Here is a 12573-nt window from a genome sequence, read left to right on the forward strand (position 1 = left end):
TGTACCATGAATACGATAAGAAATAGTATTTGTTTAACGATAATAACTATGGTATTGTGTGGATTTTTATTCCCGTTAGCTATCACGTTAATTGGTCAAATATTTTTTTATCAACAAGCAAATGGTAGTTTAATTACGTATGACAATCGTATAGTTGGATCAAAATTGATTGGACAGCACTGGACAGATACACGATATTTTCACGGGAGACCGAGTGCAGTTGGTTATAATATGAATCCTGAAAAATTATATAAAAACGGCGTATCATCAGGTGGAAGTAATGAATCGAATGGAAACACCGAATTAATAGCACGCGTGAAACATCATGTTAAATTTGGTAATTCAAATGTAACAATAGATGCTGCAACAAGTTCTGGGTCGGGCTTAGATCCGCATATTACGGTTGAAAATGCATTGAAGCAAGCACCTCGTATTGCTGATGCTCGTCATATATCTACTTCAAGAGTGACCGACTTGATTCAACATCGTATGCAGCGTGGTGTGTTAACAAATGATTATGTGAATGTGCTTGAACTAAATATAGCTCTTGATAAGATGAAAGATTGATTATAGATGAAAGGCATCATGTTGATAAAATTATAACATGGTGTCTTTTTAGCAATTCAAGCACTTTCTGCTTAACTAAATTTTTAGATATACCTTTAGGAAGAATAAATTAGCATGAAATATTCCATATGCTATAATTATCAACATATAAAAATAAAATGAAATAGATTATAAATCCGTATAATTTTTTATTTGGGGAGAGGGGTATATGTCAGATTATACTAAGTTGTCTAAGAGTCCTAAGTCAGCATTGTTGTATTACTACATTACGAATGGCTTAGAATTTATATTGAGTGTAGCTGTGTATGTCATTTTTTATTTTATATGGTTAAGATTTGAATGGCCTCAGTACTTAATTTATATTTTGTTGGTTTTAGGTGCTCTGAGTACATTAAAATTATTTATTAAGCCTTTATGGCAATATCACTGCCGCTTTTATCAAATTGATCAACTAAGTGTACAATATCGTACATCATTTTTAATATATAAAGAAGAAACGAGTCGAATTGAACGTTTACAATACTTGTCGATTAAATCTAATCCAATTAGTAAAGTGCTTAATTTGTATAAAGTTGGATTTATGACTGCAGGTCATACTATTTATTTACCGATGATGTCTCATGACGATGTTAAAATAATCGAAGCGAGAACTATGTCGAATTTGAGAGGGGTTGAAAGTGATGTCTGAACCTCAAAAATTACATCCGATTTCATATTTTAATGGCATAATTAATGCTATCAAACAAAACATAGTCGTCTTTTTTATTTTTGTTATCTTTCAATTGAAAGATTTTGATTATACGAATCCCGAATCATATTTATGGATAGGTATTGTATTTGTATTCTTTTTAATATCATACATTTCTCAAATTGTCGGAATTATGAACACGCGATATTGGATTGAGGATAATTATTTCATTTTAACAACAGGTATTTTTAATAAAAAGCGTAAAGAATTAAATATAAAACGTATTCAGTCCGTTGATATGACACAAGGGGTCGTCAATCAAATCATTGGTGGTGTGGATTTACAAATCAAAACGCCAAGTGATGGAATTGTGTTAAGTGTTATTTCGAAAAAACAAGGTGAATATCTTGAACGCTATATTGATCAATTGCAAACAGAGTTGAAGACAGAAATGGCGCAAAAGTCTAGTACTGAGCAGAATGGCAACCGTAATCATGACATTGAAGGTAATGTGGAAGACATCGCAGAAGGTCGGCTAGATGAAGTGCAGAACTCTGATAGTAAGCTTAATCAGAAAAATAAACGCATTCCTATATATCAAATGAATTTTAAAGAATCGTTATTTATGGCAATGACCAGTGGCGCCATTGGGGTAACGTTAGCAGCTTTACTACCGATTTACGGCGCTGTAAGAGAGTTGATCCCATGGTCGAAGCTAAATCATGAAATTAGTCAATGGGTTCAAATTGTAAGTGTTTCAGTATTAATCATCATTTTACTAGTATTAATACTGGCATATATTATTGGAACGATTATAACGATGATAAGATTTTATGGCTTTTCGGTGATGCTTGAAAATGAGCAACTTAAAATTGAATATGGTCTATTTAACAAGAAGAAAGTGACTGTACCAACGAAACGATTGCAAGCTGTTGTTGAACATCAGTCATATATACGAAGATTATTTGGCTACACAGCAATACATTTTATCATCACAAGTGATTTTGAAAATAAAAAAATTGAAGATGATGACAATGATTCAGGTAGTGTGTCGATATTGCCGTTTATTAAACGAGACAAAGCCTATCAAATTATCCAGAATTTAGTACCTGATTTATCTTATCAACAAGTTAATGAAGGTATGCCTTTTTCAGGTTTTCACAGACACTTTTTAATACCTAGTATTATTGTCATAGCTATGGCAGGAATTGGCTGTTATTTTTGGAATCAATTATTATTGTTATTTACGATTATAACAGTAGTCATTATTGGTTTATTTGTGATCAAAGGATATCTTTATGTCAAACATGCGGGTTTTAAAATGACAGAAGAACAAATTACTATCCAGAATTTCGAGCTATTGAAACGAAATATTTATTATTTTAAAGCGCATCACATTATAGGATTTGACACTTGGCAACATACATTACTTAAACGCAACAATTTAAATAATTTTAGTTTTATTGTTGCTAAAGGTGTGGGAGCCCAATCGATTAACTTAAAATACGCAAGAAGTGAAGATGCAAATAAATTGAAATCATGGTATTTGAGAGGTGAAAATGATGAGGGATTATAATTTTATGTCACCACATGCTAAAAAAGTGATGAGGTTAAGTGCTGTGCTGTTTTGGATACCAATAGCGCTTGTACTTTTAATAGCATTTAATATTTTGAACTGGCTATTTTGGGAGATATTAGATAACTATATATCCATTGTTAGTAGTGTGATTATAATATTACTTGTTGCTGTTTTCACGCTTGTCATAGCGCCAGTCTATCGATATAAGCACTGCAGATATGCGTTTGAAAAACACCATTTGCGTGTACGAAACGACATTTTATTTTTGGATGAAAAGGTAATACCATATTTTCGTATTCAAAATATTGATATCGATGTTGGTCCTATAATGAGACGCTATCGATTAGCAACTTTGACACTTTATACAGCGGGTGGTCAAGCTGAAATTGAATTAATAGATAGAAGTGAAGCACGTAGATTGAAACGATGGTTAAATAACGAGAGACATTTAGAAAACAATAAAAATGAGGAATAATCAATGATACATGGAATTGGTGTAGATTTAATCGAAATCGATCGAATAAAAGTGTTATATAGTAAGCAACCAAAATTGGTTGAGCGGATTTTAACTAAAAATGAACAGCACAAATTCAACAATTTCACACATGAGCAACGTAAAATTGAATTTTTAGCTGGCAGGTTTGCTACAAAAGAAGCGTTCAGTAAAGCATTAGGCACAGGTTTAGGAAAACATGTAGCTTTTAACGATATAGACTGTTACAACGACGAATTTGGCAAACCAAAGATTGATTACGAAGGATTCATCGTACATGTTAGTATCTCACACACTGAGCATTATGCGATGAGCCAAGTTGTTTTAGAAAAGTCAGCATTTTAAATTTGTTATACAATGATAATTGAGATCTAGTTTTAAAACGTGTGGGAATTACAGGAGGAAGTAATATGTCAGATAAATTTTATAGATCTGCGTATATGAATGTAGATTTAAACGCTGTTGCATCAAATTTCAAAGTATTCAGTACATTGCATCCAAATAAAACAGTGATGGCTGTCGTTAAAGCCAATGCCTATGGACTAGGTAGTGTTAAAGTAGCACGTCATTTAATGGAAAATGGTGCCACATTTTTTGCTGTAGCAACGTTAGATGAAGCGATAGAACTTAGAATGCATGGGATTACTGCTAAAATTTTAGTCTTAGGTGTGTTACCAACTAAAGATATTGATAAAGCGATACAACACCGTGTTGCCTTAACGGTCCCGTCTAAACAGTGGTTGAAAGAAGCAATTAAAAACATTTCTGGTGAGCAAGAGAAAAAGTTATGGTTGCATATTAAATTAGATACAGGAATGGGACGTTTAGGTATTAAAGACACTAAAACGTATCAAGAAGTGATTGAAATCATTCAACAATATGAGCAACTTGTATTTGAAGGCGTGTTTACACACTTTGCCTGCGCTGACGAACCAGGAGATATGACAACTGAACAATATCAACGTTTTAAAGATATGGTCAATGAAGCAATTAAACCTGAATATATACATTGTCAGAACTCAGCAGGTTCTCTATTAATGGATTGTCAATTCTGTAATGCAATAAGACCAGGAATTTCCCTTTATGGATATTATCCATCAGAGTATGTACAGCAAAAAGTTAAAGTACACCTTAAACCAAGTGTGCAATTAATTGCTAATGTAGTTCAAACAAAGACGCTACAAGCTGGTGAGTCTGTAAGTTATGGTGCAACTTATACAGCTACTGATCCAACAACAATAGCATTGTTACCTATTGGGTATGCAGATGGGTATTTACGCATTATGCAAGGTAGCTTTGTAAATGTAAATGGTCATCAATGCGAAGTTATTGGTCGCGTATGTATGGATCAGACAATTGTAAAAGTGCCAGATCAAGTTAAAGCTGGAGATTCGGTGATTTTAATAGATAATCATAGAGAAAGTCCACAGTCGGTAGAGGTGGCAGCTGAAAAGCAACATACTATTAATTATGAAGTGCTTTGTAACTTGTCGAGACGTTTGCCGCGAATCTATCATGATGGTGATCAACGTTTTGTAACAAATGAATTGTTAAAATAATATGGTCAGTGCATATAAAATTTGTTATCATTAGAATAATTAAAGGTCATTTAATAACTTTTGGAATCAATTGGAGGTTCTCATATGTTATCTTTTAGTCAAAATAGAAGTCATAGCTTAGAACAATCTTTAAAAGAAGGATATTCACAAATGGCTGATTTAAATCTCTCCCTAGCGAACGAAGCTTTTCCGATAGAGTGTGAAGCATGCGATTGCAACGAAACATATTTATCTTCTAATTCAACGAATGAATGATTAGACGAGGAGATGTTTATTTAGCAGATTTATCACCAGTACAGGGATCTGAACAAGGGGGAGTCAGACCTGTAGTCATAATTCAAAATGATACTGGTAATAAATATAGTCCTACAGTTATTGTTGCGGCAATAACTGGTAGGATTAATAAAGCGAAAATACCGACACATGTAGAGATTGAAAAGAAAAAGTATAAATTGGATAAAGACTCAGTTATATTATTAGAACAAATTCGTACACTTGATAAAAAACGATTGAAAGAAAAACTGACGTACTTATCCGATGATAAAATGAAAGAAGTAGATAATGCACTAATGATTAGTTTAGGGCTGAATGCAGTAGCTCATCAGAAAAATTAGGCGTCTATTATATGTATTTTTCAGAGATAAATAAAATATTGATATAAAAGACAATAACTTTATAATAATTATAACTATTTCTAAATTCTGTGCGAAGAATTTTCTTATAAACAAAGATTTTAGCAAATACCAGTTATGATATTCATATTTTTTATTATAAAAGGATGTCTTAAGTTTTTTAGGCTTTAGGTATTCCATCCTAAAGTTTTTTTAGCTTAAAAGTATCATCTACAGCAAAATTGCAAACGACAAAATGGATAAGTGCAATTAAATAAATGTTAGTAAGTGAATCATAATTATCCTTGCTTAAGCATTTGCTTTGTAAGGGAAGTGAGGAGGCAACTAATCGTGGAAGAATTTAAGCAACATTATAAGGGTTTAATTGATGAAAGTTTAACGTGCCAAGATAAAGTAGAATTGATAAAAAAGTGTGAGAAATACACTGACGAAGTGATTCGTAAGGACGTCTTGCCTGAAGACATTGTCGATATTCACAAAAACTATATATTGACGTTAAACTTAACGCGTGAAGATGTGTTCAAGACATTAGATGTCTTACAAGAAATCGTTAAAGGCTTTGGTTATAGTTATCGAGATTATCAAAGATTGGTAGATAAACTTCAAGTTCACGATAAAGAGATAGACTTAGCTTCTAGCTTACAACAAACAATGCTTAAAACAGATATTCCACAATTTGATAGTATTCAAATTGGCGTTATTTCAGTGGCGGCACAAAAAGTAAGTGGAGATTATTTTAATTTAATTGACCATAACGATGGCACAATGAGCTTTGCTGTTGCAGATGTCATTGGAAAAGGTATACCAGCTGCTTTAGCAATGAGTATGATAAAGTTTGGCATGGATTCTTATGGACACTCACAATTACCGAGTGATGGCTTAAAACGTTTAAATCGTGTTGTTGAAAAGAATATTAATCAAAATATGTTCGTCACAATGTTTTATGGTTTATATGAAGAAATGAACCATTTATTGTATTGTAGTTCAGCTGGTCATGAGCCTGGATATATTTATCGCGCTGAAAAAGAAGAATTTGAAGAAATTTCAGTTAGAGGTAGAGTGTTAGGAATCAGTTCACAAACACGATATCAACAACAAGAAATTCCAATATACCTTGATGATTTAATTATCATTTTAACGGATGGTGTGACTGAAGCTAGAAATAGTGAAGGTACCTTTATAGATAAACAAAAACTTTTAGAATATATTAAAAAACATAAACATATGCACCCACAAGATATTGTTCAAATTATCTATGAAGCAATTTTAAAGCTTCAAAACCCAAATAAAAAAGATGATATGACTATTTTGATTATAAAAAGAGTAAATTAATTTAAAAAAGAAGATTAGAAATTATTTCGATGGGTATATAATAATTTGAAATATAAATATGGTGGATACAGCGCTTAAAATGAAGATAAATATTTTTAATAAGTAGGAGTGTAATGAAATGAATCTTAATATAGAAACAACCACTCAAGATAAATTTTACGAAGTTAAAGTCGGTGGAGAATTAGATGTTTATACTGTGCCTGAATTAGAAGAGGTTTTAACACCTATGAGACAAGATGGAACTCGTGATATTTATGTTAATTTAGAAAATGTGAGTTATATGGATTCGACAGGTTTAGGTTTATTCGTAGGTACATTAAAAGCATTAAACCAAAATGATAAAGAACTATACATTTTAGGTGTGTCAGATCGTATCGGTAGACTATTTGAAATTACTGGTCTTAAGGATTTAATGCATGTTAATGAAGGAACGGAGGTCGAATAACATGCAATCTAAAGAAGATTTTATCGAAATGCGCGTGCCAGCATCGGCAGAGTATGTAAGTTTAATTCGTTTAACACTTTCTGGCGTTTTTTCGAGAGCTGGTGCTACATATGATGATATTGAAGATGCCAAGATTGCAGTTAGTGAAGCTGTGACAAATGCAGTTAAACATGCATACAAAGAAAAAAACAATGTGGGCATTATTAACATATATTTTGAAATTTTAGAAGATAAAATTAAAATTGTTATTTCTGATAAAGGTGACAGCTTTGATTATGAAACAACTAAATCAAAAATAGGTCCTTACGATAAAGACGAAAATATAGACTTTTTACGCGAAGGTGGCCTAGGTTTATTTTTAATCGAATCTTTAATGGATGAAGTGACAGTATATAAAGAATCTGGTGTGACAATCAGTATGACTAAGTATATAAAAAAAGAGCAGGTGCGAAATAATGGCGAAAGAGTCGAAATCAGCTAATGAAGTTTCACCTGAGCAAATTAACCAATGGATTAAAGAACACCAAGAAAATAAGAATACAGATGCACAAGATAAGTTAGTTAAACATTACCAAAAACTAATTGAGTCATTGGCATATAAATATTCTAAAGGACAATCACATCACGAAGATTTAGTTCAAGTTGGTATGGTTGGTTTAATAGGTGCCATAAATAGATTCGATATGTCCTTTGAACGGAAGTTTGAAGCCTTTTTAGTACCTACTGTAATCGGTGAAATCAAAAGATATCTACGAGATAAAACTTGGAGTGTACATGTTCCGAGACGTATTAAAGAAATTGGGCCAAGAATCAAAAAAGTGAGCGATGAACTAACCGCTGAATTAGAGCGTTCACCTTCTATCAGTGAAATAGCTGATCGATTAGAAGTTTCAGAAGAAGAAGTGTTAGAAGCAATGGAAATGGGACAAAGTTATAATGCGTTAAGTGTTGATCATTCCATTGAAGCTGATAAAGATGGTTCAACTGTTACGCTATTAGATATTATGGGGCAACAAGATGACCATTATGACTTAACTGAAAAACGTATGATTTTAGAAAAAATATTACCTATATTATCTGATCGAGAACGAGAAATCATACAATGTACGTTTATTGAAGGTTTGAGTCAAAAAGAGACAGGTGAGCGTATTGGTTTGAGTCAAATGCATGTATCACGACTTCAGAGAACGGCAATTAAGAAATTACAAGAAGCAGCACATAAATAAAATTTGCTTATTAATGATGCGTTTTATAATGAAAAATCCATATAATTATCCCTTGATTATTAAATTGAAATCGAGGGGTATTTTTAATTTAATTAAGATTTTCGAATTAATACATTAATAATGTAGTTTAATGTGTATCCACATAAATGTTGCGATATAGTATTAATAATTTAAGTGAAGAAGATATCTAATTGTCGGTTTAATTAAGTGGATTGCTATTAGAATAAAAAAAGTAGGCTTAGATTATGAAATTTAGGAAATGATGGTGTGTCATTTTCAATAATCTTAGTGCGTTTTAAAATATAGTATGACCTAATAATTCGTTTTTAATGTTTTGGAAGTGAAAATTGCATTAAGTATCATACCTTAATAGAAGTATTTTAGAATATGTTAAAATAAATGAGTAAATTTAAGAAAAAGTGTGGGTTAAGTAAATGGACAATCAATTGATTAATTCAATCATAGAGAAATATCAATTTAGTAAAAAACAAATTGAAGCAGTGTTAACACTGCTTGAAGAAAAAAATACAGTACCATTTATTGCGAGGTATCGAAAAGAGCAAACTGGTGGACTAGATGAAGTTCAAATAAAGCAAATTGATGACGAATACCAATATATGGTCAATTTACAAAAACGTAAAGAAGAAGTTATCAAAAATATAGAACAGCAAGGATTACTTACTGAGGAATTAAAGAAAGATATTTTAAAACAGAACAAATTACAACGTGTTGAAGACCTATATAGACCTTTTAAACAAAAGAAAAAGACTAGGGCAACTGAGGCGAAACGTAAAGGATTAGAACCATTAGCGATATGGATGAAGGCACGTAAACATGAAGTCTCAATTGAAGAAAAAGCACAACAATTTATAAATGAAGAAGTGCAATCGGTTGAAGATGCTATCAAAGGTGCGCAAGATATTATTGCGGAACAAATTTCAGATAATCCTAAATATAGAACAAAAATTTTAAAAGATATGTATCATCAAGGTGTGTTAACTACATCTAAAAAGAAAAATGCTGAAGATGAAAAAGGTATTTTTGAAATGTACTATGCATACAGTGAGCCAATTAAACGCATTGCTAATCATAGAGTTTTAGCTGTGAATCGTGGTGAAAAAGAGAAAGTATTATCTGTAAAGTTTGAATTCGATACGACATCAGTAGAGGATTTCATTGCACGTCAAGAAATCAATCATAATAATGTAAATCGCTGTTATATTTTAGAGGCGATTAAAGATAGCTTGAAACGCTTAATTGTCCCTTCGATAGAGCGTGAAATCCATGCTGATTTAACTGAAAAAGCTGAAAATCATGCAATAGATGTTTTTAGTGAAAACTTAAGAAATCTATTACTGCAACCTCCAATGAAAGGTAAACAAATATTAGGCGTAGATCCAGCATTTAGAACAGGTTGTAAATTAGCAGTCATTAATCCATTCGGTACTTTTATAGCAAAAGGTGTGATTTATCCGCATCCACCAGTTGCTAAAAAAGAAGCAGCAGAGAAGGATTTTGTACAAATGGTTAAAGCGTATGATGTGCAATTAATTGCAATTGGCAATGGTACAGCAAGTCGTGAAACAGAACAATTTGTTGCAGATTTAATTAAAAAGCATCAGTTGCCAGTACAATTCATCATTGTCAATGAAGCGGGCGCCTCAGTATACTCAGCATCAGAAATTGCTAGAGATGAATTTCCTGATTTTCAAGTGGAAGAAAGAAGTGCCGTATCAATTGGACGACGCGTTCAAGATCCATTAAGTGAATTAGTTAAAATCGATCCTAAATCTATTGGTGTCGGACAATACCAGCATGATGTTAATCAAAAAGCACTAGAAAATGCATTAACTTTCGTTGTTGAAACAGCAGTTAACCAAGTAGGTGTTGATGTCAATACAGCATCATCATCATTATTACAATATGTGTCTGGTCTAAGTTCGCAAATTGCTAAAAATATAATTGCATATAGAGAAGAAAATGGCGCAATAAAGCATAATAAAGAATTAAGCAAGATTAAGCGTTTGGGTGCTAAAACTTTTGAGCAGAGTATAGGATTTTTAAGAATAGTAGACGGGTCAGAGCCGTTGGATAATACATCGATTCATCCCGAAAGCTATAAAGTAACGTATCAGTTATTAGATAAACTCGGATTTGGTGGCAATGATTTAGGTAGTGATGCATTAAAAGCTAAATTAAATTCATTGGATATGGATGAACTGGCGATTGAATTACAAGTCGGTGTACCTACATTAGAGGATATTATTAAATCCTTGAAAGCACCTAATCGAGATCCAAGGGATGAGTTTGAAACACCAATACTTAAATCCGATGTGCTATCAATTGAAGATTTAAAAGAAGGAATGAAATTGAGTGGCACAGTTAGAAATGTAGTAGATTTTGGAGCATTTGTAGATATAGGTGTTAAACAAGATGGACTTGTCCATGTTTCGAAACTTTCTAAGAAGTTCGTAAAAAATCCAATGGATATTGTCAGTGTCGGTGATATCGTTGACGTTTGGATTTACAGTATTGACAAAAATAAAGACAAAGTATCATTAACGATGATTGATCCACATGAATAATGACAAACTTCAGCGAATGGTTGAGAACCTTTCGGAAGAAAAATTTGGACGTACATTTCGACATTGTGCATATTTTAATAAAAGGTTACGTACAACAGGCGGACGTTATCTTTTAAAGTCCCATGATATTGAAATTAATCCAAAACAATATGAGCATTATGGAGAAGATGCTATTGTAAAAATTATACTGCATGAATTATGTCATTATCACTTGCATATTGCTGGTAAAGGTTATCAACATAAAGATCAAGATTTTAAACGATTGAGTCAACAGGTTGGAGCGCCTAGATTTTGTAACAGCATTGAAAGCTATCAACAACGGGCGAATTATGAATATTATTGCACTAAATGTCATGCAAAATATATACGTATCCGTAAAGTTGATACGAATCGTATGCGTTGCGGACATTGTAATGGAAAATTAAGAATGAAAAGACAATTGAAATAAGTACAATACAAATAGAGCTAATTCGAGTATATGTAAGATTATTTATGAGTTGTATGGAATTTATATAGAATTTATCAGTGAGTTATTTTGATTGGTAAACATAGTAATTGAATAAGAAGAAATTGTGTTTATAAAATGTTTAAAGCCGAGATTGTCGTAATTTAATACTTCACAATCGCGGCTTTTCTACTTTTGATATAGGTAATGGCATAAATTGTGACTTGATAGGATGAAATTCAATTGATTAGATTAAAAATCTTGGCGTATTTTAGTAATGAATAATATATAAACTTTACCCAATTAAAGCTTTAAAGTAGCACAAAAGATAATTATACATTTTTAATGACATTTTGATTGAATTTATCTATTGACTGTACAGCTTATAGTTAGTATGATTAAACACGTTCCTTAAAAAAGAACAAATTAAATAAACTTTGATTTGAAAGACAGTCAATTCTAAATTTAATTTATAAAATATGTTGACAATAAGTTCTTAATGTTTTATTATAAATAACGTTGTGTTAACAACTGATAACACAAATTAATTTAATGTAAAAAAACGATTAAAAGTTATTGACAAATATTTTTAATTATAATATAATAAATAACGTTCTGAAAAACGAAGATGTTTTAAATGCCTATATCCGCGGTCGTGGCGGAATGGCAGACGCGCTAGGTTGAGGGCCTAGTGGGAGAAATCCCGTGGAGGTTCAAGTCCTCTCGGCCGCATCAAAATTCTTAATTAAATAAGCGGGTGTAGTTTAATGGCAAAACCTCAGCCTTCCAAGCTGATGTTGTGGGTTCGATTCCCATCACCCGCTCCATAGATAATTTTAATGAACATTGAAAACTGAATGACAATATGTCAACGTTAATTCCAAAAAACGTAACTATAAGTTACAAACATTATTTAGTATTTATGAGCTAATCAAACATCATAATTTTTATGGAGAGTTTGATCCTGGCTCAGGATGAACGCTGGCGGCGTGCCTAATACATGCAAGTCGAGCGAACGGACG

The 12573-nt window shown here is 32.1% G+C and carries 14 protein-coding genes, 2 tRNA genes and 1 rRNA gene; all 17 read left to right on the forward strand.

All coding sequences use genetic code 11. The features are described 5' to 3' along the window. Positions 1 to 6 precede the first annotated feature (6 nt). Positions 7 to 567: a K(+)-transporting ATPase subunit C gene (locus ACXQH5_RS12445; protein WP_001092405.1), complete on the forward strand. Its 561-nt coding sequence runs from the start codon at positions 7 to 9 to the stop codon at positions 565 to 567. Between the two features lie 208 nt (positions 568 to 775). Next, positions 776 to 1255: a PH domain-containing protein gene (locus tag ACXQH5_RS12450; RefSeq protein WP_001287083.1), complete on the forward strand. Its 480-nt coding sequence runs from the start codon at positions 776 to 778 to the stop codon at positions 1253 to 1255. Beyond that, positions 1248 to 2831 carry a PH domain-containing protein gene (locus ACXQH5_RS12455; protein WP_001294642.1) on the forward strand — a complete coding sequence of 528 codons (1584 nt, stop codon included), beginning with the start codon at positions 1248 to 1250 and terminating at the stop codon, positions 2829 to 2831. Before ACXQH5_RS12450 ends, ACXQH5_RS12455 begins: the two co-directional genes overlap by 8 nt. Next, a complete protein-coding gene (locus ACXQH5_RS12460) occupies positions 2818 to 3309 on the forward strand; it encodes a PH domain-containing protein (RefSeq protein WP_001205915.1) in 492 nt (163 codons plus the stop codon). The genes ACXQH5_RS12455 and ACXQH5_RS12460 overlap by 14 nt, the downstream gene beginning before the upstream one ends. 3 nt (positions 3310 to 3312) lie before the next feature. Continuing rightward, positions 3313 to 3672 carry a holo-ACP synthase gene (gene acpS / locus ACXQH5_RS12465; protein ID WP_000581194.1) on the forward strand — a complete coding sequence of 120 codons (360 nt, stop codon included), beginning with the start codon at positions 3313 to 3315 and terminating at the stop codon, positions 3670 to 3672. 65 nt (positions 3673 to 3737) lie between these two features. Then, positions 3738 to 4886, forward strand: coding sequence for an alanine racemase (gene alr, locus ACXQH5_RS12470; protein ID WP_001280702.1), 1149 nt, complete (start codon positions 3738 to 3740; stop codon positions 4884 to 4886). 84 nt (positions 4887 to 4970) lie between these two features. Continuing rightward, positions 4971 to 5141: a type II toxin-antitoxin system antitoxin MazE gene (gene mazE, locus ACXQH5_RS12475; RefSeq protein ID WP_000948331.1), complete on the forward strand. Its 171-nt coding sequence runs from the start codon at positions 4971 to 4973 to the stop codon at positions 5139 to 5141. Continuing rightward, positions 5138 to 5500, forward strand: coding sequence for a type II toxin-antitoxin system PemK/MazF family toxin (locus tag ACXQH5_RS12480; RefSeq protein ID WP_000621175.1), 363 nt, complete (start codon positions 5138 to 5140; stop codon positions 5498 to 5500). Before mazE ends, ACXQH5_RS12480 begins: the two co-directional genes overlap by 4 nt. Before the next feature lie 348 nt (positions 5501 to 5848). Further along, positions 5849 to 6850: a SpoIIE family protein phosphatase gene (locus ACXQH5_RS12485; RefSeq protein ID WP_000390829.1), complete on the forward strand. Its 1002-nt coding sequence runs from the start codon at positions 5849 to 5851 to the stop codon at positions 6848 to 6850. 118 nt (positions 6851 to 6968) lie between these two features. After that, positions 6969 to 7295 carry an anti-sigma factor antagonist gene (locus ACXQH5_RS12490; protein ID WP_001052491.1) on the forward strand — a complete coding sequence of 109 codons (327 nt, stop codon included), beginning with the start codon at positions 6969 to 6971 and terminating at the stop codon, positions 7293 to 7295. Between the two features lies 1 nt (position 7296). Further along, positions 7297 to 7776, forward strand: a complete 480-nt coding sequence (gene rsbW, locus ACXQH5_RS12495) for an anti-sigma B factor RsbW (protein ID WP_001190825.1) — start codon at positions 7297 to 7299, stop codon at positions 7774 to 7776. After that, complete coding sequence (sigB, locus tag ACXQH5_RS12500; RefSeq protein ID WP_001041107.1) at positions 7751 to 8521, forward strand: RNA polymerase sigma factor SigB; 771 nt, start codon at positions 7751 to 7753, stop codon at positions 8519 to 8521. The genes rsbW and sigB overlap by 26 nt, the downstream gene beginning before the upstream one ends. A gap of 434 nt (positions 8522 to 8955) precedes the next feature. Continuing rightward, positions 8956 to 11106: a Tex family protein gene (locus ACXQH5_RS12505; protein ID WP_000370116.1), complete on the forward strand. Its 2151-nt coding sequence runs from the start codon at positions 8956 to 8958 to the stop codon at positions 11104 to 11106. After that, positions 11099 to 11554 (forward strand): SprT family protein, encoded by a 456-nt coding sequence (locus ACXQH5_RS12510; protein ID WP_001058106.1) that lies wholly within the window; start codon positions 11099 to 11101, stop codon positions 11552 to 11554. Before ACXQH5_RS12505 ends, ACXQH5_RS12510 begins: the two co-directional genes overlap by 8 nt. Positions 11555 to 12200: 646 nt before the next feature. Further along, a tRNA-Leu gene (locus tag ACXQH5_RS12515) sits at positions 12201 to 12283 on the forward strand. 21 nt (positions 12284 to 12304) lie between these two features. Next, positions 12305 to 12378: transfer RNA gene (locus ACXQH5_RS12520), tRNA-Gly, on the forward strand. A 119-nt stretch (positions 12379 to 12497) separates the two neighbouring features. After that, positions 12498 to 12573, forward strand: a 16S ribosomal RNA gene (locus ACXQH5_RS12525); the annotation flags it as partial.

It is taken from the genome of Staphylococcus sp. SA22 (assembly GCF_054165785.1).

Coding starts and splice junctions, on each gene's coding strand:
- alr (WP_001280702.1), top strand. CDS start 3,738: ATGTCAGATAAATTTTATAGATCTGCGTATATGAATGTAGATTTAAAC.
- ACXQH5_RS12505 (WP_000370116.1), top strand. CDS start 8,956: ATGGACAATCAATTGATTAATTCAATCATAGAGAAATATCAATTTAGT.
- ACXQH5_RS12455 (WP_001294642.1), top strand. CDS start 1,248: ATGTCTGAACCTCAAAAATTACATCCGATTTCATATTTTAATGGCATA.
- ACXQH5_RS12445 (WP_001092405.1), top strand. CDS start 7: ATGAATACGATAAGAAATAGTATTTGTTTAACGATAATAACTATGGTA.
- rsbW (WP_001190825.1), top strand. CDS start 7,297: ATGCAATCTAAAGAAGATTTTATCGAAATGCGCGTGCCAGCATCGGCA.
- ACXQH5_RS12490 (WP_001052491.1), top strand. CDS start 6,969: ATGAATCTTAATATAGAAACAACCACTCAAGATAAATTTTACGAAGTT.
- sigB (WP_001041107.1), top strand. CDS start 7,751: ATGGCGAAAGAGTCGAAATCAGCTAATGAAGTTTCACCTGAGCAAATT.
- mazE (WP_000948331.1), top strand. CDS start 4,971: ATGTTATCTTTTAGTCAAAATAGAAGTCATAGCTTAGAACAATCTTTA.
- ACXQH5_RS12450 (WP_001287083.1), top strand. CDS start 776: ATGTCAGATTATACTAAGTTGTCTAAGAGTCCTAAGTCAGCATTGTTG.
- ACXQH5_RS12510 (WP_001058106.1), top strand. CDS start 11,099: ATGAATAATGACAAACTTCAGCGAATGGTTGAGAACCTTTCGGAAGAA.
- ACXQH5_RS12460 (WP_001205915.1), top strand. CDS start 2,818: ATGAGGGATTATAATTTTATGTCACCACATGCTAAAAAAGTGATGAGG.
- ACXQH5_RS12480 (WP_000621175.1), top strand. CDS start 5,138: ATGATTAGACGAGGAGATGTTTATTTAGCAGATTTATCACCAGTACAG.
- acpS (WP_000581194.1), top strand. CDS start 3,313: ATGATACATGGAATTGGTGTAGATTTAATCGAAATCGATCGAATAAAA.